19 protein-coding genes are annotated in these 21,030 nt (G+C 66.7%); 12 read left to right on the top strand and 7 right to left on the bottom strand.

The window, feature by feature from the left end:
- Nucleotides 1-54: 54 nt before the first annotated feature.
- On the bottom strand, nt 55-927 hold the full coding sequence (locus tag DND132_RS13035; RefSeq protein ID WP_014323219.1) for a LytR/AlgR family response regulator transcription factor: 873 nt from the start codon (nt 925-927) through the stop codon (nt 55-57).
- A gap of 168 nt (nt 928-1,095) precedes the next feature.
- Here DND132_RS13035 and DND132_RS13030 point away from each other — a divergent pair, with 168 nt between their 5' ends.
- Nucleotides 1,096-2,448, top strand: coding sequence for a TAXI family TRAP transporter solute-binding subunit (locus tag DND132_RS13030; RefSeq protein ID WP_014323218.1), 1,353 nt, complete (start codon nt 1,096-1,098; stop codon nt 2,446-2,448).
- A gap of 387 nt (nt 2,449-2,835) precedes the next feature.
- Here the strand turns inward: DND132_RS13030 and gltA are convergent, their stop codons facing one another.
- Both gltA and DND132_RS13020 read right to left on the bottom strand, forming a co-directional pair.
- Entirely contained in the window at nt 2,836-4,251 is a 1,416-nt protein-coding gene (gene gltA, locus DND132_RS13025) for an NADPH-dependent glutamate synthase (protein WP_014323217.1), read from the bottom strand.
- On the bottom strand, nt 4,244-5,089 hold the full coding sequence (locus tag DND132_RS13020; RefSeq protein WP_014323216.1) for a sulfide/dihydroorotate dehydrogenase-like FAD/NAD-binding protein: 846 nt from the start codon (nt 5,087-5,089) through the stop codon (nt 4,244-4,246). Before DND132_RS13020 ends, gltA begins: the two co-directional genes overlap by 8 nt.
- A 290-nt stretch (nt 5,090-5,379) precedes the next feature.
- Between DND132_RS13020 and DND132_RS13015 the strand changes: the two genes are divergently transcribed.
- Nucleotides 5,380-5,793 (top strand): hypothetical protein, encoded by a 414-nt coding sequence (locus tag DND132_RS13015; RefSeq protein WP_014323215.1) that lies wholly within the window; start codon nt 5,380-5,382, stop codon nt 5,791-5,793.
- 116 nt (nt 5,794-5,909) lie between these two features.
- Here the strand turns inward: DND132_RS13015 and DND132_RS13010 are convergent, their stop codons facing one another.
- A complete protein-coding gene (locus DND132_RS13010) occupies nt 5,910-7,307 on the bottom strand; it encodes an MFS transporter (RefSeq protein ID WP_014323214.1) in 1,398 nt (465 codons plus the stop codon).
- 187 nt (nt 7,308-7,494) lie between these two features.
- Between DND132_RS13010 and recQ the strand changes: the two genes are divergently transcribed.
- The 3 genes from recQ to DND132_RS12995 all read left to right on the top strand — a co-directional run bounded on the left by recQ (nt 7,495) and on the right by DND132_RS12995 (nt 12,601).
- Nucleotides 7,495-9,699: a DNA helicase RecQ gene (gene recQ, locus DND132_RS13005; RefSeq protein ID WP_041916153.1), complete on the top strand. Its 2,205-nt coding sequence runs from the start codon at nt 7,495-7,497 to the stop codon at nt 9,697-9,699.
- A 182-nt stretch (nt 9,700-9,881) separates the two neighbouring features.
- Nucleotides 9,882-12,380, top strand: coding sequence for a heavy metal translocating P-type ATPase (locus DND132_RS13000; RefSeq protein WP_041915804.1), 2,499 nt, complete (start codon nt 9,882-9,884; stop codon nt 12,378-12,380).
- A gap of 23 nt (nt 12,381-12,403) precedes the next feature.
- Complete coding sequence (locus tag DND132_RS12995; RefSeq protein ID WP_014323211.1) at nt 12,404-12,601, top strand: heavy-metal-associated domain-containing protein; 198 nt, start codon at nt 12,404-12,406, stop codon at nt 12,599-12,601.
- Here DND132_RS12995 and DND132_RS12990 read toward each other — a convergent pair.
- Genes DND132_RS12990 through mnmL form a run of 3 tightly spaced genes read right to left on the bottom strand, consistent with a single transcriptional unit; the run spans nt 12,598 to nt 14,376 of the window.
- Entirely contained in the window at nt 12,598-12,882 is a 285-nt protein-coding gene (locus DND132_RS12990) for a hypothetical protein (RefSeq protein WP_014323210.1), read from the bottom strand. The genes DND132_RS12995 and DND132_RS12990 overlap by 4 nt on opposite strands.
- Before the next feature lie 16 nt (nt 12,883-12,898).
- Nucleotides 12,899-13,402: a methylated-DNA--[protein]-cysteine S-methyltransferase gene (locus DND132_RS12985; RefSeq protein ID WP_014323209.1), complete on the bottom strand. Its 504-nt coding sequence runs from the start codon at nt 13,400-13,402 to the stop codon at nt 12,899-12,901.
- The gene (gene mnmL, locus DND132_RS12980; RefSeq protein WP_014323208.1) at nt 13,399-14,376 is read right to left on the bottom strand and encodes a tRNA modification radical SAM protein MnmL/YtqA; all 978 of its coding nucleotides are present in this window, start codon (nt 14,374-14,376) and stop codon (nt 13,399-13,401) included. Before mnmL ends, DND132_RS12985 begins: the two co-directional genes overlap by 4 nt.
- Before the next feature lie 179 nt (nt 14,377-14,555).
- Between mnmL and DND132_RS12975 the strand changes: the two genes are divergently transcribed.
- The 7 genes from DND132_RS12975 (at nt 14,556) to DND132_RS12945 (ending at nt 21,014) form a co-directional block, all read left to right on the top strand.
- Nucleotides 14,556-15,599, top strand: coding sequence for a rod shape-determining protein (locus DND132_RS12975; RefSeq protein ID WP_014323207.1), 1,044 nt, complete (start codon nt 14,556-14,558; stop codon nt 15,597-15,599).
- 87 nt (nt 15,600-15,686) lie between these two features.
- Nucleotides 15,687-16,613 carry a rod shape-determining protein MreC gene (gene mreC, locus DND132_RS12970; RefSeq protein WP_014323206.1) on the top strand — a complete coding sequence of 309 codons (927 nt, stop codon included), beginning with the start codon at nt 15,687-15,689 and terminating at the stop codon, nt 16,611-16,613.
- The gene (locus tag DND132_RS12965; protein WP_014323205.1) at nt 16,597-17,082 is read left to right on the top strand and encodes a hypothetical protein; all 486 of its coding nucleotides are present in this window, start codon (nt 16,597-16,599) and stop codon (nt 17,080-17,082) included. Before mreC ends, DND132_RS12965 begins: the two co-directional genes overlap by 17 nt.
- Entirely contained in the window at nt 17,066-18,937 is a 1,872-nt protein-coding gene (gene mrdA, locus DND132_RS12960; RefSeq protein ID WP_014323204.1) for a penicillin-binding protein 2, read from the top strand. Before DND132_RS12965 ends, mrdA begins: the two co-directional genes overlap by 17 nt.
- A complete protein-coding gene (rodA, locus tag DND132_RS12955) occupies nt 18,927-20,039 on the top strand; it encodes a rod shape-determining protein RodA (RefSeq protein WP_014323203.1) in 1,113 nt (370 codons plus the stop codon). Before mrdA ends, rodA begins: the two co-directional genes overlap by 11 nt.
- Nucleotides 20,040-20,094: 55 nt before the next feature.
- Nucleotides 20,095-20,469: a bactofilin family protein gene (locus DND132_RS12950; protein WP_014323202.1), complete on the top strand. Its 375-nt coding sequence runs from the start codon at nt 20,095-20,097 to the stop codon at nt 20,467-20,469.
- A 122-nt stretch (nt 20,470-20,591) separates the two neighbouring features.
- On the top strand, nt 20,592-21,014 hold the full coding sequence (locus DND132_RS12945) for an ATP synthase F0 subunit B (protein WP_014323201.1): 423 nt from the start codon (nt 20,592-20,594) through the stop codon (nt 21,012-21,014).
- The last annotated feature ends 16 nt before the right edge of the window (nt 21,015-21,030 follow it).

The raw sequence follows: 21,030 nt of genomic DNA, 5'->3' as shown, positions 1-21,030 counted from the left end.
GTTGAACGGTCGGACCGTCCGCCACGGCCCGGCCCGGATGTCGAACCCCTCTCCTCACAGCCCGATGATCTTCTTCAGCTCGGCGATGCGCCGCCGGCTGATGGGCAGCTCGATGCGCGTGCGTCCGGCCGTGCGCAACATGAAGTTGGAGCCGGGCATGGACGCGATCTCGGTGACCATGTCGAGGTTGACCAGGTACTTGCGGTGCACGCGGAAGAAGCGGTGCGGCCCGAGCCGGTCCTCCAGGTTCTTGAGCCGGTAGGAGGAGAGAAATTTCTGGTTGGCCGTGTGCACGTAGGAATAGTCCTCGAAGGCCTCGACGAAGATGATCTGGTCGTAGGGGATGAGGATGGTCCGGCCGTCCTGGTTCACGGCCAGCTTGTCGATCTCGGGCCTGCGCCCGGTGGTCTGGTCCCAGGCGGCCTGGAGCGCGGCCAGGAAGGAATCCTGCTCCTCCTCGGGCAGGGGCAGCTTCACGGTCTGCTCGCCGTCCTCGTCCGGCTCGTCGTCCGGGTCTTCGGGATAGGGCACCGGGGGCGGGACCTCGCGGAAGCGCGTCTTGAAGGTCTGGATGCGGTCCATGGTCCGGGCCATGCGTCCCGGCGCGGGCGGCCAGAGCAGGTAATCCGTGGCCCCCAGCTCGAAGGCGGCGTAGGCCTGGGTCTCGGACCCGGAGATGAACACCAGGGCGGGCTTGTTCCTGCGCCCGGCGAGCATCTGGGCCATCTCGATGCCGCTCGCCCCGCCCGGCAGCTCCACGCCCACGAAGAACACCCCGTAGGGGATGGCCTCGAGCAGTTCGAGCGCCTCGAAGGCCGAGACCGCCTCGCCCAGGACCTGGACAAAGGGGACCTCCTCGAGCACGTCGCGCAGGGCCGTGCGGACCTCGGGGTCGGGGTGGATGAGCAGCGTCTTGAGCCTGGGCATGGCCTTTCCGGTCCGGGTTGCGTGGCGGAAAACTCCAACACTCCTCCATCCCTACCCATATTTCCCGCACTTCGCAAGGAGGCCGCGCGTACCGGATCGGTGACGATGTGCCGAAAACTGCATTTGCCGTCTTGCCGCTGGAACGGCTTTTCTCTACATTCTATCCTCATGCGAAATCCATATCTGAACAGCCTCGTCAAATTCCTGCGCTCCCACGTGCTCATGTCGTTCCTTATTTACGGCGCGGCCCTGGGCGTGCTCGCCCTGGCACTGTGGGTGACCTTCCAGTTCGTCAAGCCCCTGCCCCCAGACAAGGTGGTCATGGTCACCGGCGGCGAGGGCGGGGCCTACTACGCCTTCGCCAAGCAGTACGCCGAGTTTTTCAAGGAACACGGCTTCGAGCTCGAGGTGCGCACCTCCAAGGGGTCCATGGACAACCTGGCCATCCTCGAAAACCCGGACGCCGGGGTCCAGGCCGCGTTCATGCAGGGCGGCATCACCACCCCCGAGGAACACCCGGACCTGGAGAGCCTCGGCTCCCTGTACTACGAGCCGGTCTGGCTGTTCACCTCCAAGCGCCTCCGGCTCAAGACCCTGGCCGACCTCAAGGGCCGCCGCGTCGCGGTCGGGGCCGAGGGCAGCGGCACCAGCCACCTGGTCCGCCAACTGCTCGACGAGAACGGCGTCACCCCGGAAACCGCCCTGCTCATGGCCGAAGGCACGGACTTGGCCGTGCCCGACCTGCTCGACCGCAAGATCGACGCCCTGTTCGTCATCGCCGGAGTCAACTCCCAGGCCGTGCGCACCCTGAGCGAGGCGCACAAACAGGTGAACCTGTACTCCTTCCACCGGGCCGAGACCTACGCGCGCACCCACCGCTACCTGGAGAAACTGACCCTGCCCCAGGGCGGCATCGACCTCATGCGCGACCTGCCCGCCCATGACGTGACCCTGCTCGCGCCCTCGGCCAACCTGGTCATCCGCGACGACCTGCACCCGGCCCTGCGCTACCTCTTCCTCCTGGCCGCGGCCAAGGTCCACGGCAAGGGCGACATGTTCGCCGCCGCGAACCAGTTCCCCAACGCCCAGGCCGTGCTCTTCCCCCTGAGCGACGAGGCCCGGAACTTCTACAAGTCCGGCCCGCCCTTCCTCATGCGCTACCTGCCCTTCCAGGCGGCCATCACCGTGGAACGGCTCAAGATCCTGCTCATCCCGCTGCTGACCCTGCTCTTCCCGCTGTTCAAGATCACCCCGCCCGCCTACCGCTGGCAGATCCGGCGGCGCATCTTCAAATGGTACAAGCAGCTCAAGAAACTGGACATGCACGCCTACGACCTGACCGACCCGGCCGAGGCCGTGGACATGCTCGCCCAACTCGAAAAAATGGACCGCCTCGTCCTCGAAACCTCCGTGCCCCTGTCCTACACCGACTACATCTACTCCCTGCGCCTGCACATCCGCATGATCCGGCAACGACTGGAAAAGCTGATCGGCGAGGAAAGTCCCTCGCCCCTGGAATAACCGGCATTCCGACAGGCTGAGAGGAATGCCTCCGGCGGCCAGAGGGGGAACCTCTTGAAAGAGGTTCCCCCTCTGGACTCCCCTTCCAGAACTTTTTATCGCCGCTTCGCGGAGGCCGTGCGGTGTGGCCATCTGTGTCTTTTTTCTAGAGCTTGCCTTTTTTCTTGAGGCTGACGCACGTCGCCAGGCTATCGAAAGCCGCGCACCGGGGACACCCCGCGAAGCGGCGCCAAAAAGTTTAGGAAAAGGAGGGGATGGGGGTCCGGGGGAAGGGGAGGAAAAACCCTTTTCAAAGGGTTTTTCCTCCCCTTCCCCCGGCCGCCGGAGGCATCAAAAAAGTCCCCCACGCACCGCGCGGGGGACTTTTTTTACATGCGGCCGGACCTGCTACAGCAGGCGGTCGGCGATGGCCTTGGCGGCGCGTCGGCCCGCGCCCATGGCGGAGATGACGGTGGCCGCGCCGGTGACGATGTCGCCGCCCGCGAAGACGTTGGGGATGGAGGTTTCGCCGGTTTCGGGGTCGGTTTCCACGTAGCCCCACTTGGACAGTTTGAGGTCCGGGGTGGCTTCGAGCAGGATGGGGTTGGGCCGGGTGCCCACGGCAATGATGGCCATGCCGCAGGGGATCTGTTCGGTCTCGCCTTCCAGGCAGACGGGCGCGCAGCGGCCCGAGGCGTCGGGTTCGCCGAGTTCCATCTTCTGCACGGTCATGGCCTTGAGGCGGCCCTGGTTGTCGCCGTGGAAGCTCAGGGGGCCGCACAGGCAGCGGATGCGGATGCCCTCCTCCACGGCGTGGTCGATCTCCTCGCGGCGGGCGGGCATTTCGTCCTCGCTGCGCCGGTAGACGATGGAGACCTCTTCCGCGCCCATGCGCAGGGCGGTGCGGGCGGCGTCCATGGCCACGTTGCCCGCGCCGATGACGGCCACGCGGCGGGCCTTGTAGGCCGGGGTGTCGTGGTTGGGGAAGTCGTAGGCCCGGCCGAGGTTGACGCGGGTCAGGTATTCGTTGGCTGAGAACACGCCGACGAGGTTCTCGCCCGGCACGTTCAGGAAGCGCGGCAAGCCCGCGCCCACGCCGATGAAGACGGCGTTGTACCCCTGGTCGAACAGGTCCTGGATGGTGATGGTCTTGCCGCCCACCCAGTTGGTGTGGAAGGTCACGCCGAGTTTGCGCAGGCCGTCCAGTTCGCGGGCGACCACGGACTTGGGCAGACGGAACTCGGGGATGCCGTAGATGAGCACGCCGCCGGGCTCGTGCAGGGCCTCGTACACGTCCACCTTGATGCCGCGTCCGGCCAGGTAGCCGGCCACGGTCAGGGAGGACGGGCCGGAGCCGATGCAGGCGACCTTGAGGTCGTCGCGCTCCAGGGCGCAGGTGGACAGGTCCGTGACCTCCTCGCAGGCGGACTCGGCGGCGTAGGCGTCGGCCACGTAGCGTTCCAGGCGGCCGATGGCCACGGGCTCGTGCTTTTTGCCCAGGATGCAGCTGCCCTCGCACTGATTCTCCTGGGGGCAGACCCGGCCGCAGACCGCGGGCAGGGAGTTGGTCTTGCGGATGGCGTCGTAGGCGCCCTTGAGGTCGTCGTCCACCAGGCAGGCGATGAACCCCTTGATGTCGATGCTCACCGGGCAACCGTCGGTGCAGGTGGGCTTTTTGCATTGCAGGCAGCGCTCGGCCTCCAGGATGGCCTGGGCGCGGGAGTAGCCCAGGGCGACCTCGCTGAAATTACCGGCCCGGACCTGGGGGTCCTGGTGGGGCATGGGGGTGCGGCCGCGAACTTTCTTCTGTTTCTTCTCAGCCATGGCAGTGGCACTCCTTGCTGAACAATTCCATGGATTCCTCCTCCTGCTTCTTGAACTGCCACAGCCGGGTGCGGAGCTCGGCGAAGTCCACCTGGTGGCCGTCGAACTCGGGCCCGTCCACGCAGGCGAACAGGGTCTTGCCGCCCACGGTGCAGCGGCACGCGCCGCACATGCCGATGCCGTCCACCATGATGGAGTTCAGCGACACGGTGGTCTTGACGTTGAAGGGCAGGGTCACGCGGCAGACGGCCTCCATCATGGGCACCGGGCCGATGGCGACCACCTCGGCCACCTCGTCCTCGGTCTCGAGGATATCCTTGAGAACCTCGGTGACGAACCCCTTGTGGCCCTCGGAGCCGTCGTCGGTGGCGATGCGCACCTCGGGACAGAACGAAGAAAGTTCGGAGCAGAACAGGAGCAGGTTCTTGGACCGCGCCCCGATGATGGCGATGACCCGGTTGCCCGCCTCCACGTGGCCCTTGGCGATGTGGTGCATGGCCGCGATGCCGGTGCCGCCGCCCACGCAGACCACGGTGCCGGACTTCTCGATGTGGGTGGGCCGCCCGAGGGGGCCGCACACGTCCACGAACTCGCCCCCTTCCTTGAGGGTGTTCATCTCGGCGGTGGTCTTGCCGACGACCAGGTAAACGATGGTGATGGTTCCCTTTTCCCGGTCGCAGTCCGCAATGGTCAGGGGGATGCGTTCGCCGTGCTCGCTGGCGCGGAGCATGACGAAGTTGCCGGGCTTGGCCTTCGTGGCGATCTGGGGCGCCTCAATGACCATCATGGTGGTCTGGCCCGGGATCAGTTCCTCTTTTTTCAGAATCGTGTAACCCATGTGCTCTCTCTTGCGGTTAAAAAAATGGCATCCCTCGGAGACCCCGACTAATATTCAGCGGCAGGGTCTATGCTAGTAGCGCCAAACCGCCAGGGTTGTCAAAATGGGACCGAATGCGTATACTATATTTTGCTGAAGATTCGGATTTGCCAACTCCCACGGACGGGAGACGGAAAACCACGGGTCCCTCTGGATAGAGCGTGACATGGGTCACAGGGACGGCCGGGCTGCCTGATGCAACGCCACGGTCTTTTTTTGTCGCAAAAAAAGGCCGGGCACGGGAGACGCGCATGAGGATATCCTCGCAGGCTGCCGAACAGTACCGCAAGACCGACTCCCTGGCCGAGCGCCGGGTGGAGCGCAAGACGGTGCAGCCCCAGGCACGGACGACGACCACGTCGTTCGGCTTCCGCCTGGGCAAGTTCGGCGTGGACTACCGCGAGGAGACCACGGTCCTCGACCCCTCCCTGTCCCGTTCGGTGCGCGAACAGGAGCGGCAGGCGCGGGCCTTCCGGGCCGAGGCCGAAGTGGAGGACCTGCGCGCCGAGGTCGGCGTGGACGGCGCGGCCTACCGCGACCGCGACACCTCCCTGACGGACGACGGGCCTTCCGCCGGCCGGGTCAAGACCGCCCTGGCCGCCTACGCCCGAGCCCAGGCCCAGATACTCCCCCCGCCCGGCAACATGCTGGCGGGCGTGGTCTAAAAGAAAAGAAAAAAGGCCGTCCCGATCGGGGCGGCCCTTGTTTTTTACGCATTGCGCGGCAGGCGGAACGCCGCGCGAACGACACTCCTTCCGATTTCCCTCTTCCCCGAACCCGCCTACCTGTCGGCGGTTCCCTTGCGCACCTCGAGGCGGCCCTTGGCGGACATGAGCACGCCCAGCGCGCTGAACACGGTCAGGGCTATAAAGGCCACGTTCATGGCCTTGAGGAAGACATCGGCATTGGCCGGGGTCAGGGCGGCGGGGCCGATGACCACCGCGAACACGCCGCTGATGAAGACCAGGGACACGGTCATGCCCGTGGTGCGCATGGCCGCGACCACGGCCGAGGCCACGCCGTAGTTCTCGCGGGTGACCGCGCCCATGATGACGGCCATGTTGGCGGTGGCGAACATGGCCGAGCCCGCGCCGCACAGGGCCAGGATCAGGGCCGTGAACCACAGGGCCGGGAACGCGCCCTGGAAGATGGCCGCGCCCAGGCCGAGGGTCGCCAACCCCATGCCCGCCGTGGCCACAAGGTGGGGCGACCAGCGCTCGCACCACTTGCCGCTGACCACCGAGAGGACGACCTGCATGACCGGCTGGATCATGAGGATGAACCCGGCGTCGCCGGCGGTCATGCCCCGGGCCACCTGGAGGTACAGGGAGAGCAGGAAGGTGATCCCGTAGATGGCCGCGTAGCTGATGAACTGGGCGGCCGAGCCCAGGGAGAAGGCGGGGTTGCCGCTGAACAGGGTCAGGCTGAGGAGCGGGGCCTTGGCCCTCCCCTCCCAGAAGACGAAGCAGAGCAGGAAGAACAGGCCGCCCACGACCATGTACGCGCCGAACCTGCCGTCCAGGTGGGAGCCGCCCTGGGAGAGCAGGATCATGCCCAGGGCGATGCACAGGGCCCCGCCCGGATCGAACCGCACGCCGCGCGCAAGGACCGGGCGCACGGGCAGGGTCTTGAGGGTCAGCAGGAAGCCCACGGCGCAGGGGATGGCCCCGCCGTAGAAGATCCAGCGCCAGCCGAAGTGGGTGACGATGAGCCCGCCGAGCCACGGCCCCGCGGACAGGCCGAGGTAGACCCCGGCCCCGGCTATGCCCATGGCCCTGGCCCTCCCCGCCCCGGGGTAGAGATCGGCGATGATGGCCAGGCCGGTGGAGACCATCATGGCCCCGCCGCCGCCCTGGAAGACGCGCAGGACGATGAACTGGTTGATGGTGTGGCAGATGGGCAGGATCATGCTCATGATCGTGAACAGGGCCATGCCGCAGGCAAAGGTGGTCCCGCGCCCGATCTTGTCGGACAGGCGCGTGACCGGGAAGAGGAGCATGGCCACGGCCGAGATGTATCCCGACTCCACCAGCCCGAGCTGGGAGGCGCTGGCCCCGAACTCGCGGCCCAGGGCGGGCACGGCCACGGCCACGGCCGAGAGCATGAAGACCAGGGCGAACTGGGAGACGGTGATGGTGTACAGACCGGCGGTCCGGTCGTCGTGGGCGAAAGCGAGCATATCCGCGAAAAATCCCGGTGTTGCAGGTGAAGCACGAAACCGGCGCGGTGCCCGCGGCCGGAGACAGTTGCGGTATCTGCAAGAATATACACGCCCCCGCAGTAAGGCAAGGGCCGGAATGGGGGCCGGGCCGGGCCGCCTCAAGCCCATTGCCTTCGCCGCCCCTTTCCCCTACCCTCGTCCCCCTATGACCTCCCCGCGCGACATCCTTTCCTCGGTCTTCGGCTTTCCCGAATTCATCGGGTTGCAGGAGGCGATCATCGACCACGTCATGGGCGGCAACGACGCGCTGGTGCTCATGCCCACGGGCGGGGGCAAGTCCCTGTGCTACCAGATCCCGGCCATGCTCCGGCCCGGCGTGGGCGTCTGCGTCTCGCCGCTCATCGCCCTCATGCAGGACCAGGTCCAGGGGCTGACCCAGATGGGCGTGCGCGCCGCCTGCCTCAATTCGGCCATGGACCCGCGCTCGGCCTGGGACATCGAACAGATGGCCCTGAACGGCCAGCTCGACCTGCTCTACGTGGCCCCGGAGCGGCTGTGCAAGCCCGGCTTCCTGGACTTCATCGCCCGCTGCGGCCCCTCCCTGTTCGCCATCGACGAGGCCCACTGCGTGTCCCAGTGGGGCCACGACTTCCGGCCGGAATACACCCAGCTGTCCATCCTCAAGGAGCGCTTCCCGGACGTGCCGCGCCTGGCCCTGACCGCCACGGCGGACGAACCCACCCAGGCGGACATCGTCCGCAACCTCCAGCTGGAGAACGCCCGCGTCTTCGCCACCGGCTTCGACCGGCCGAACATCACCTACACCGTGGTGCCCAAGAAGAACCCCACGCGCATGCTGAAGAGGTTCCTCGACGAGCACCACCCCGGCGACGCGGGCATCGTCTACCGGCTGAGCCGCAAGAAGGTCGAGCAGACCGCCGACTATCTCTGCAAGAACGGGTTCAAGGCCCTGCCCTACCACGCCGGGCTGTCGGCCCGGGAGCGGTTCGAGAACCAGGAACGGTTCATGCGCGAGGAGGGCGTGGTCATGGTCGCCACCGTGGCCTTCGGCATGGGCGTGGACAAGCCCAACGTGCGCTTCGTCTGCCACCTGGAGCCGCCCAAGTCCCTGGAGGCCTACCACCAGGAGACGGGCCGCGCCGGGCGCGACGGCCTGCCCGCCTCGGCCTGGATGTGCTACGGCATGCAGGACATCGCCATCCTGCGGGCCATGATCGACTCGGGCGAAGCCAATGAGACCCGCAAGCGCATCGAGCACGCCAAGCTCGGCTCGCTCTTCGCCTTCCTCGAAACCGCCTCCTGCCGCCGCCAGGCGCTGCTGGCCTATTTCGGCGAGCACATCGGGCCGTGCGGCAACTGCGACAACTGCCTGAGCCCGGTGGAGACCTTCGACGGCACGGTCATCGCCCAGAAGGCGTTGTCCAACATCTTCCGCACCGAGCAGCGCTTCGGGGTCAACCACCTGGCCCAGGTCCTGACCGGGGCCACCACGGACCAGATCGTCCGCTTCAACCACGACCGCGTGTCCACCTACGGCATCGGCAAGGACATGACCCCGGAGGAGTGGAAGTCGGTCTACCGCCAGCTCCTGGCCGCCGGGCTGTGCTCGGTGGATTTGGAGCGCTTCAACGCCCTGACCCTGAACGAGCGCTCCTGGCCCGTGCTCAAGGGCGAGCGCCCCGTGCGCCTGCGCAAGGACCCGGCCCTGCCCAAACGGGACAAGAAGAAGCAGCGCCGCGCCCCGGTCCTGGCCCAGGACGTCCTGACCGACCGGGAGGCCGAGGCCCTGTTCGAGCGGCTGCGCGACCTGCGCCTGTCCCTGGCCGAGACCCAGGCCGTGCCGCCCTACGCCATCTTCGCGGACAAGACCCTGCTCGAATTCGTGCGCTACCGGCCGCGCGACATGGAGGAGTTCGCCTGCATGAGCGGGGTGGGCGCGAGCAAGCTGGAGCGCTTCGGCGAGACCTTCCTCGAAAGCATCAGGGGGCACGAGGAGGAGCACGGCCGCCCGGACAACATCCCGGAGATCCCCGAAGCGGTGCGCGAGGCCAAGAAACGGGAGGCCGAGGCCAAGCCGGACTTCACGGCCACGGCCCAGGCCACCCTGGACCTCTACCTGGAGCTCGGCGACGTGGACGCCGTGGCCGAGGCGCGCGGGCTCAAGCCCTCGTCCATCTGGCGGCACCTCGTCCTGGCCGTAAACATGGGCAGGATAGACTACCGCCGCGTGGCCAACCTGCCGGACGGGGAGCGCGAGAGGATCGAGGCGGCCCTGCGCGCGTCCCGCTCCAAGGGCGTCACCGCCATGACCCCGGTCTTCGAGGCCCTGGGCGGGGCGCACCCCTACGACCTGATCCGCCTGGTGGCCGCCGGGCTGGACCGGGGCTGACGGGCCGGACAGACCGGCTCCAATTCCCGCTCGGTGACCACTGGGCCCCCACCGTAGCCCTCGGCCCCCCAATGCCGTGCGGGTCGTCAAAAACGCGCCGCCGGCCCGGATATACCCCCCACCCCCTTGCCAAAGCGGCCGTCAGTGCGCATATTTGACCTACATTGAAAAAGGTTATCAACATGAAGAAAGCAACGGCACAGGTAAAGGGCATGCACTGCGCGGCCTGCTCGGCGCGCATTGAAAAGGTGGTCGGCAACATGGACGGCGTGGACGACGTCGCCGTGAACCTGGCAGCCGAGAGCATGGCCCTGTCCTATGACCCGGACGTCGTCGGCCTCGAAACCGTGGGCAAGCGCATCAAGGACCTCGGCTTCGAGGCCGAGTTCAGCGACGCGCCAGAACTCGAGGCCCCCGGCCTGGCCTCCCTGGACCTGGACATCGGCGGCATGCACTGCGCCTCCTGCTCCTCGCGCATCGAGCGCGTGGTCGGCCGCATGGACGGGGTGGACGCGGCCTCGGTCAACCTGGCCGCCGAGACCGGCAAGTTCGTCTTCGACCCCTCCCTGGTCTCGCGCCGCGAGATCCGCGAGGCCATCGCGGGCGCGGGCTTCACCTCCGAGGTGCGCTCCGAGGAGGGCGACCTCTTCGCCAAACGCCGCCGGGAGGCCGAGGAACGGCTGAACGCCCAGAAAAGGGCCCTCATCCCGGCCTTCCTCTTCGCCCTGCCCCTGCTCGTCCTGTCCATGGGCCACATGTGGGGCATGCCCCTGCCCGCCTTCCTCGACCCCGCGCACTCGCCCGCGACCTTCGCCCTGGTCCAGCTCCTGCTGACCCTGCCCGTGGTCTGGTCCGGCCGCAACTTCTACCTCCACGGCGTCCCGGCCCTGCTGCGCGGCGGCCCGGACATGGACTCCCTGGTGGCCATGGGCACGGGCGCGGCCTTCCTCTACTCCCTGTGGAACACCCTGGCCCTGGTCCTGGGCCTGGGCGACCCGCACGTCCTGGCCATGGACCTCTACTACGAGTCCGCCGCCGTGCTCATCGCCATGATCTCGCTGGGCAAGTATTTCGAGGCCCGCAGCAAGCTCAAGACCTCGGACGCCATCCGGGCGCTCATGGAGCTCGCCCCGGACACCGCCACCCTGCTCCGGGACGGCCAGCAGGTGCCCATCGCCGTGGCCGAGGTCGAGCCCGGCGACCTGCTGCTCATCAAGCCCGGCGAACGCATCCCCGTGGACGGCACCGTGACCGACGGCCGCTCCTCGGTGGACGAGTCCATGCTCACCGGCGAACCCATGCCCGTGGGCAAGAAGGTCGGCGACACCGTGGCGGGCGGCACCCTGAACAGTTCCGGGGCCCTGACCATGCGCGCCGACCGCGTGGGCAACGACACCGTGCTCGCCCGGATCATCCGGCTCGTCCAGGAGGCCCAGGGGTCCAAGGCCCCCATCGCCAACCTGGCCGACCGCATCAGCTACTACTTCGTGCCCGCGGTCATGCTCACCGCGCTCATCGCCGGGCTGGCCTGGTACTTCCTCGGCCAGGCGGGCTTCCCCTTCAGCCTGCGCATCTTCGTGGCCGTCATGGTCATCGCCTGCCCCTGCGCCATGGGACTGGCCACGCCCATGTCCATCATGGTCTCGGCCGGACGCGGCGCGCAGCTCGGCGTGCTCGTCAAGTCGGGCCGCGCCCTGGAAGAGGCGGGGTCGCTGGACACCGTCGTCTTCGACAAGACCGGCACCCTGACGCACGGCCGCCCGGAAGTGGCCGCCATCACCATGATCCGGGGGACCATGGCCCAGACCGAGGCCGTCTACCTGGCCGCCTCGGCCGAGAGCCGCAGCGAACACCCCCTGGCCCAGGCCATCGTGCGCCACGCCCAGGCCAAGGACCTCGACATCCCCGCGCCCGACGAATTCGAGGCCGTCCTGGGCAAGGGCATCCGGGCCAAGGTCGGCTACCGCGAAATCCTCATCGGCAACTGGGCCTTCATGCAGGACCACGACATCGGCTTCGGCATGGACAACCTCGCCCCGGACGCCGTGGCCCACTATGAACGGCAGGGCGCGACCGTGGTCTACTTCGCCTCGGAGAACAAGCTCAACGCCCTGTTCGCCATCGCCGACGAGATGCGCGACGAGACCCCCGAGGTCGTCGAGGCCCTCAGGCGCGCCGGGCTGACCCCGGTCATGCTCACCGGCGACAACGCGGTCAACGCCCGGGTCATCGCCGAACGCGCGGGCATCGACGAGGTCATCGCCGGGGTCCTGCCCGACCGCAAGGCCGAGGAGATCACCCGCCTCCAGGAACAGGGCCGCAAGGTCGCCATGGTCGGCGACGGCATCAACGACGCCCCGGCCCTGGCCAAGGCGGACATCGGCATCGCCATGGGCTCGGGCATCGACGTGGCCGTGGAGTCCGGCGACGTGGTCCTCATGCACTCGGACCTGCACGCCATCCTGACCGCGCTGAACCTCTCCCGCGCCACCATGCGCAACATCCGGCAGAACCTCTTCTGGGCCTTCGCCTTCAACGTCGTCGGCATCCCCGTGGCCGCGGGCCTGCTCCACATCTTCGGCGGCCCGACCCTGAACCCCATGATCGCGGGCACGGCCATGGCCATGAGCTCCGTCACCGTGGTCACCAACGCGCTCCGGCTCAGATTTTTCAAGGGATAGAACCACAACGAAAGGAGTCCATCATGGCAACCGTCAAAGTCAAAGGCATGTCCTGCCAGCACTGCGTGAAATCCGTCACCGAGACCATGGAAAAACTGGGCGCACGGGACGTCAAGGTCGATCTCCTGACCGGCGACGTCGACTATGCCGAGCCCACCCCCATCGACAAGGGCGACATCAAGGCCGCCATCGACAAGATCGGCTTCGAATACGTGGGCTAGGGCTCACCCCGCAGCCAAAGGGGCCTGCGCGAGTCCGACCAGTTGACGGCCCAGGCCCCCAATGCCCCCACCGTCAGTGCGACAAGGAACATCCGGCCCGAGGCGAGGTTGCGGCCCAGGTACAGGCCGACGAGGAAAAAGCCGAAGGCCATGCGCTTCACCCGGCGCTTGACCGCGTATACGGCGCCGCAGCCCGTGCAGACGCTGGCCCCGGCAGGGACCTCGGTGGCGCAGAACGGGCACTCGGCATTCTCCGGCAATGGGCAATACAGGTAGCGCATAACGGTCTCCTGGCTGTCATTCCAAACCGGGCAACAGGCCCTGTTCCGCGCCTTCGAGCCGGAGCAGGGCCTTCTTCATAGCCATGCCGCCCGAGGCGGAAAAGCCGGTCATGGCGCCGTCCGCGCCGACCACGCGGTGGCAGGGGTAGAGGATGGGGAACGGGTTCGCGCCCATGGCCCGGCCCACGGCCTGCGCGCCTCGGGGGCGTCCGAGGAGGGCGGCCATTTCGCCGTAGGTCCGGGTGGTCCCGGAGGGGATGCGGCGCAGTTCGGCCAGGGCGGCCAGCTGAAATTCGCTCAGTCCCGAGAAATCCAAGGGCAGATCCGGCCAGTCCGGGTCCCGCCGGGCCTCGTAGCGCAGCAGGGCCGCCTTGAGCGCGGCCGCATGGGCGGACAGGGTGTCGGCCTCGCGCACGTCGTCGGCCCAGGCCACGTCCAGACGGCGCACCAGCCCGTCCCGCCAGTCCAGACGCAGGCCGAATCGGTTCCCGCGCACCCATTCGCCGAACGTCTCGGTCATGACTGTTCCCCGGTTTTGGCGGACCAGTCGGGCGGGCCGTCTTCGGCACCGTTCAGCTTGCCCTGCCAGATGTCTTCGCGCTCGAAATGGTCGCGGATCAGGTTGTGGACCCGGCGCATGTTGCCCGCCCAGGCCGGGGCGAGGAGTTCGCCCGAGGCGGGGTTGCCGTTGAGACGGTGGATGACAACGGACGGGTCCAGGCGCATGATGGCCTCGCCGAGCCAGTGGAGATATTCCTCCTGGGTGGGCGGAACGTAGCGCCCCTGTTCGAACCAGCGGGCCAGGCGGGTGTTCCGGCAGACGTAGACGTTGTGGAACTTGATGCCGCGCACGGGCAGATCGTTGACAAAGGCCACGGTGTCGAGCAGTTCGGGGAGGCCCTCGCGGCCGTGGGGCGCGGGCAGTCCGGCCATGACGTGGGCGACCACGGTCAGGCCCCGGTCGGCGGCTTCCCGGGCGGCCTCGGCAAAGGCGGCCGCGTCGTGGCCCCGGTTGATGTGTTTGAGCGTGGCGTCGCTTGCCGATTGCAGGCCGAGTTCGAGGAAGATTTCCTCCAGGCCGAGCCGGTCGCGGCTCTGGGCGAGCAGATCGAGTTTTTCCCGGTCCAGACAGTCGGGCCGGGTGCCGATGGCCAGGCAGGTCAGGCCGGGCAGACCGCGCAGGTCGTCCAGGGCGCGGGCCAGTTTTTCGGCCGGTCCGTGGGTGTTGGAGTAGGATTGCAGGTAGGCGGTGAAGAGCGACAGGCGGTGTTTCTTCACGTGAATGTCACGCCAGAAATTCCACTGTTCCCGTATGGATAGTCCCCGATCGCCCAGGCCGGAGCCCGACCCTTGGGGGTTGCAGAAGACGCACCCCTCCCGCGACCGGGTGCCGTCCCGGTTGGGGCAGGAGAAGCCGGCGTCCAAGGGGATCTTCTGAACCCGCTCGCCGAACCGGCTTCTGAGATGGTCGGACAACCGATGGAAGCGAACCATGATATTTTTTAGAAAATCTTGAGAAAAAAATGGCAAACCAGTGCTGGCATATTGCTAGACCCGATTTCATTTGGTACGAATCTTCAGTTGATATTGTACGCTAGCGCACTTCCCGCCCATTGGAAAGCGCGTTTCACGCATAGGTTTCTGACAAATTTCGAATTTCGAACGGGGGGTACATGGGTAACCTGCTCAACAGAATCATCGGCTCCTTCTCCAACGACCTGGCCATAGACCTGGGTACGGCCAACACCCTGGTCTATGTCAAGGGCAAGGGCGTCATGCTCTCGGAGCCGTCGGTGGTGGCGGTCAAGAAGGACTCGCGGGGCGGCAAGACCGTCCTGGCCGTGGGCGGCGAGGCCAAGAAGATGCTCGGCCGCACGCCCGGCAACATCGTGGCCATCAGGCCCATGAAGGACGGCGTCATCGCCGACTTCGAGGTCACCGAGGCCATGCTCCGCCACTTCATCTCCAAGGTCCACAACTCCCGCCGCCTGGTCCGGCCGCGGATCATGATCTGCGTGCCCACAGGCATCACCCAGGTGGAGAAGCGCGCGGTCAAGGAATCGGCGCAGTCGGCGGGCGCGCGCGAGGTCTACCTCATCGAGGAGCCCATGGCCGCGGCCATCGGCGCGAACCTGCCCATCACCGAACCGACCTCGAACATGATCGTGGACATCGGGGGCGGCACCACGGAGATCGCGGTCATCTCGCTGTCCGGCATCGTCTACGCCCGAAGCGTGCGCATCGGCGGCGACAAGATGGACGAGGCGATCATGCAGCACGTCAAACGCAAGTACAACATGCTCATCGGCGAATCCACGGCCGAGCAGATCAAGATCCACATCGGGTCCGCCTACCCCCTGGGGGACGAGGAGCCGATCATGGAGGTCAAGGGCCGCGACCTGGTCACCGGCATCCCGCAGAACCGCCCCATCACCGCCGAGGAGGTCCGCGAGGCCATCTCCGAGCAGGTGGAGGGCATCGTCCAGGGCGTGCGCATCGCGCTCGAACAGACCCCGCCCGAGTTGGCGGCGGACATCGTGGACCGGGGCATCGTCCTGACCGGCGGCGGCGCGCTCCTCAAGGGGCTCGACCAGCTGTTGCAGCACGAGACCCAGCTGCCCATCACGGTGGTGGAGGACCCGCTCACCGCGGTTGTCCTCGGTTCCGGCAAGGCGCTGGACAACATCGATCTGTACAAGGACATCACCACCGACTAACGGCATGGCCCGATACCGGTTATCCGAAAGCGCACGATTGCCCGAAGCCGCAATTGTGCGCTTTCATAAGTTTACGGGGAAGGACGCATGAGAGGACTCAAGAAGATCTCGATTCTCATCGTGGCCTGCCTGTTCGTCTACCTGTCCCTGTTCACCTGGAACCTGCGCACCGGCCACCTGGACGCCCTGTCCTCCCACACCGGGCTGGACATCTCCGGGATCATCCTCAAGCCGGGCATATGGGTGGCGGAGCAGGTCACCGGCTTCTGGCACCGCTACATCTATCTGGTGGGATTGAAGCAGGACAACGACCGCCTGCGGGCCGAGGACGCCGAACTGCGGCGGACGAACATGCTCATGAGCGCCCAGGCCCGGTCCGCCGCGCGCCTGGAGGCGTTGCTCGGCTTCCGCCCGCCCGAGAGCTGGGCCTTTTCCGGAGCCAGGGTCATCGGCCAGCGCATGGGCCCGGCGGCCGCCCTCGACACCCTGGTGGTGGACAAGGGCAAGGCCTCCGGCGTGACCGACGACATGCCCGTGGCCTCGCTCAAGGGCATGGTCGGACGCATCCTGCGTTCGGGCGCGGCCACCTCCACGGTCCTGCTCCTGACCGATCCCAACTCCCGCATCGCGGTCATCGGGGCCAACAACCGCTCGCCCGGCATGCTCTCGGGCCAGGGGTACGGCGAGCCGCTCCAGCTGCGCTTCGTCAACCAGAACGCGGCCGTGGACCCCGGCGAACTGCTCCTGTCCTCGGGCCTGGCGGGCATCTACCCCAAGGGGCTGCCCGTGGCCAGGGTGACCAGAATTCAGCGGTCCGACATCTCCCTGTTCCTGACGGTCCAGGCCGAACCCCTGGTGGACGTGGCCGGGCTGGAGGAGGTCCTGCTCCTCAGCCGGGAGCCGGACGCGGCCGGCATCGAGCCCGGGACCGGGGACGCGGCCGAACCCCCTGCCGCGGGCGCATCCGGCGACGCGGCCGGGAAGGAGGACGCGAGCGGTGCTGCCGACCAATAGCGCCCTGGCCGTGCTCTGGTGGGGCACGTACACCGTGCTCGGCGTATGGGCCCAGCGAACCGTGCCGGGCATCGACTTCTTCGCCCCGGCCCTGATCGTGTCCCTCCAGGAGGAGGACCCCCGGCACACGGTCCTGCTGGCCGTGGTCTGGATCCTGCTGGTGGAGGGCACGGGCAACCTGCCCTTCGGCTACGGCCTGGCCTGGTACGGGCTGCTGGCCGCCGCCTTCTTCGCCGGGCGCTGGCTCTTCGAGGCCCGCTCCTACCTGTTCATGGGGCTGCTCGGCCTGTGGCTCGGCCTGCTCCACCCGACCCTGATCTACGGGTTGTCCTCCCTGTCCAACCTGGAGGTCTCCATGCGCCCGATCCTGATCCAGGGCGGCATCCAGGCCGTGGTCTTCCCCGCGATCTGGTTCCTGGTGGACCGTTTCTTCCCCGCGAGGCTGCGGCACGATGTCAGACCTCTATAACGAATCCGAACAGCAGGCCCCGCGCTCGGGCCTGGTCCTGCTCCAGGCGCTCATCCTGGGGCTCTTCTGCCTGTTCGCCATCCGCCTGTGGTACCTCCAGATCCACCGCAGCGACGAATACCAGGCCAAGGCCCTGGAGAACCAGCTGCGCCAGGAGTCCATCCCCTCGCCGCGCGGGCTCATCCGCGACCGCAACGGCGACCTCCTGGCCGTGAACGAGCCCGCCTACGCGCTGGGCATCATCCGCGAGGACTGCCCGGACGTGGACCGTCTGGTGCACCAGATCGCGGTCTGGACCGGCAAGGACTACTTCGAGCTCAAGACCCTGTACAACAAGAACCGCAAGCGGGTGAAACCCTTCGAGCCGCTGATCATCGTCCCGGACCTGACCTTCGCCCAGCTGGCCGTGGTCGAGACCAACAAGCTGCGCTGGCCCGGCCTGGAGATTCAGTTCCGGCCCCGGCGGCTGTACCGCTACGGCACCCTGCTCGCGCACGTGCTCGGCTACGTGGCCGAGGCGGACGAGGAGGACCTGGGCGCCCGGCCCGACCTGGCGCTCGGCGACTACGTGGGCAAGCAGGGCATCGAGCTGATGCTCGAGGACCGCATGCGCGGCATCAAGGGGCTGACCCAGTACCAGGTGGACGTCAACGGCCGCCGCCTCAAGGAGCGGATCCTCAAGCACCCCCAGGCCGGACACGAAATCTCCCTGTCCATCGACCTGGAGCTGCAGAAGCTGTGCATGGACTGGCTGTCCGAGGAGGCGGGCGGCGTGGCCGTCATGGACGCCGACACCGGCCAGCTGTGGGCCCTGGCCACGGCCCCGTCCTACGACTCCAACGACTTTTCCTCGGGCCTGAGCCCCAAGCAGTGGGCCAAGCTCCGGGACGACCCCCTGCACCCCATGCAGAACCGGGTCATCCAGTCGGTCTACCCGCCGGGCTCCATCTTCAAGCACGTGGTCGCCGGGGCCGGGCTGCGCGACGGCGTGGACCCCAAGGAGACCACCTTCTGCGCCGGGTCCATGAAGCTCGGCCGCCGGGTCTTCCGCTGCTGGAAGCGGGGCGGCCACGGCAAGGTGGACATGAACCGCGCCCTGGTCGAGTCCTGCGACGTCTATTTCTACAAGCTCGGCAGGCGGCTGACCGTGGACCGCATGAGCGAGTTCGCCCGGGCCGTGGGCTTCGGCGAGAAGACCGGCATCCGCCTGCCCCACGAGAAGGCGGGCAACATCCCGGACCAGGATTGGAAGCTCAAGCGGTTCGGCGAGCCCTGGCAGGGCGGCGACAACCTGAACATGGCCATCGGCCAGGGGTTCACCCTGGTCACGCCGCTCCAGGTGGTCCGCTTCTTCGCGGGCATCGCCAACGGCGGCAGGCTGCTCAAGCCCCTGCTACTCAAGGACGAGAAGACCGTGGTCCAGGCGGACATCCCCCTGCGGCCCGACCAGATCGAGTTCCTGCACCAGGCCCTGGTGGACACCGTGGAGGACCCCCACGGCACCTGCCGCCGCATCCGCACCAAGGGCGTGGTCGTGGGCGGCAAGACCGGCACGGCCCAGGTGGTCCGGCTGACCGACGAGCTCAAGGAGCTCAAGGACGACCAGATCCCCTACCGCTTCCGGGACCACGCCTGGATGGCGGCCATCGCCGAGAAGGACGGGCGGCGCTTCGCCATCGCCTGCCTGGTGGAGCACGGCCTGCACGGCGGGTCCGGGGCCGGACCCATCATCAAGGCGGTCATCGACTACCTCTTCGAGGGCAAGATCACGCCCAACCCCGAGGACCGGAAGGCCAAGGCCCGGGCCGTGCGCGCCCTGTCCCTCAAGCACAAGGAGAAACGCAATGCCGATTGATCGCCGGCTGCTCTTGTACATCAACTGGCCGCTCTTCGGCCTAGCCGTGATCCTCTTCCTCATCGGCGTGCTCAACCTCTACTCGGCCAGCGGCACCCGGCTCGAGGAGGGCATGAACATGGCCCCCTACTACCACCGCCAGCTGCTCTGGGGGCTCATGGGGCTGTTCGGCATGCTCGTCTTCATGTTCTTCGACTACCGCCACCTCAAGACCCTGGCCTGGCCCCTGTTCTGGACCACGGTCATCCTGCTCGTGGCCGTGTTCTTCATGGGCAAGACCATCTACGGCGCGCGCCGCTGGCTCGACCTCGGGTTCATGAACTTCCAGCCCTCGGAGCTGGCCAAGATCGCCATCCTCATCGTGGGCGCGCGCATCCTGTCCAGGGAGCGCGAGCCGCTGAATTTTCTTCGGCTGGGCTACGTGCTCGGCGTGGGCCTGATCCTGGCCGCGCTGATCATCAAGCAGCCGGACCTGGGCTCGGGGTTGTCCGTGTTGATGATCCTGGGCGGCATGATCCTCTACCGGGGCGTGACCGCGAGGGTCTTCAAGACCTGCCTGGTGGCCATCCCCTGCCTGCTGCCCCTGTCCTGGTTCTTCCTGCACGACTACCAGAAGCAGCGGATCATGACCTTCCTGGACCCGACCACCGACCCGCTCGGCGCGGGCTACCACATCATCCAGTCCGAGATCGCCATCGGTTCCGGCGGGTTCTGGGGCAAGGGTTTCCTGGAGGGCACCCAGTCCCAGCTGCGCTTTTTGCCGGAACGTCACACGGACTTCGCCGTGGCCGTGTTCGGCGAGGAGTGGGGCTTTGTGGGAACCATGATTCTTCTGTCGTTATTCTGCATATTTCTGTACCAGATGGTGGTCATCGCCAGGGATGCGCGCGGACTGTTCGGCTCCTACCTCGCGGCCGGCGTGTTCTTCTATTTCTTCTGGCAAATCCTGATCAATACGGGTATGGTCCTCGGGCTGATGCCAGTGGTCGGCATCCCGCTTCCGTTCATCAGTTACGGGGGCAGCGCCACCCTGGTGAATTTTTGCCTCGTCGGGCTTGTGCTCAATGTGTCGATGCGCCGATTCCTGTTCAAGCAGGCCTGATCGGCACGAAACAAGCCCCTTTTTTCACAACCAGGTTTTTCAGGAGCAGGGTTTCATGGCCAGAGATGAGATCAACGCGTTTTTGGGGGCGGGAACCAACTATCACGGAAAGTTGCACTTTCAGGGTGCGGTGCGCATCGACGGCAACTTCCAGGGAGAGGTGGTTTCCGAAGGAACGCTGGTCATCGGTCAGGACGCCGTGGTGGACGGCCAGGTCAAGGTCGGCCAGCTGGTGCTCTCCGGAAGAATCAAGGGTGAAGTGGAGGCGAAGAACAAGGTCGTCCTGCACAAGACCGCGAATTTGCAGGGCAACATCAGGACTCCGGTCCTGGTGGTCGAGGAAGGCGCTGTCCTCGAGGGCGAACTCGTCATGGGCAGCCTGGACACCGTTGCAAGCGTAAAGCCGCAAAAGGATTCCGATCAGTCCTGACCGGTTTTGATGGTGCGCATTCGCGCGGGGTCAAGGGCAAAAAGCCTTTGACACAACGCGCGAAATTGGGTAATTCGCAGTGACTTTGCGCCAAAATTCACAACCTCATCGGGGGCATAGGTATGGTTTTACCTGACAAAACAATTTTCATCCAAGGTCTGAACTTCGTTGTCATGATCTTCTTGCTGAACATCGTGCTGATCCGTCCGGTCCGCGAAATCATCAAGAAGCGCAAGGGGTTGATGGCGGATCAGCTGGACAAGATCGAAGGGTTCAACGCCAGCGCGGCGGACAAGGTGGCCGACTATGAGGCCCAGCTCACCGCGGCGCGCAAGGAAGCCGGAGAGATCCGCAACGCCGCCAAGGATGAAGGCGTGGCCGAGGAACAGGCCATGCTGGCCGAAGCCGGCAAGGAGGCCTCGGGGCTGATCAAGGCCGCCCGCGCCGAGATCGAGTCCGAGGTCAAGGTCGCCATGGAGCAGCTGTCCAAGGATGTCTACGATTACGCTGAGCAGGCGACAGGCAAGATCCTGGGCCAGGCTTAGACGAGAGGAGGGTTCC

It is taken from the genome of Pseudodesulfovibrio mercurii, assembly GCF_000189295.2.
Taxonomy (GTDB): domain Bacteria; phylum Desulfobacterota; class Desulfovibrionia; order Desulfovibrionales; family Desulfovibrionaceae; genus Pseudodesulfovibrio; species Pseudodesulfovibrio mercurii.
The sequence above is the reverse complement of the archived record's forward strand: the minus strand, read 5'-3'. Positions and strand labels throughout refer to the sequence as shown.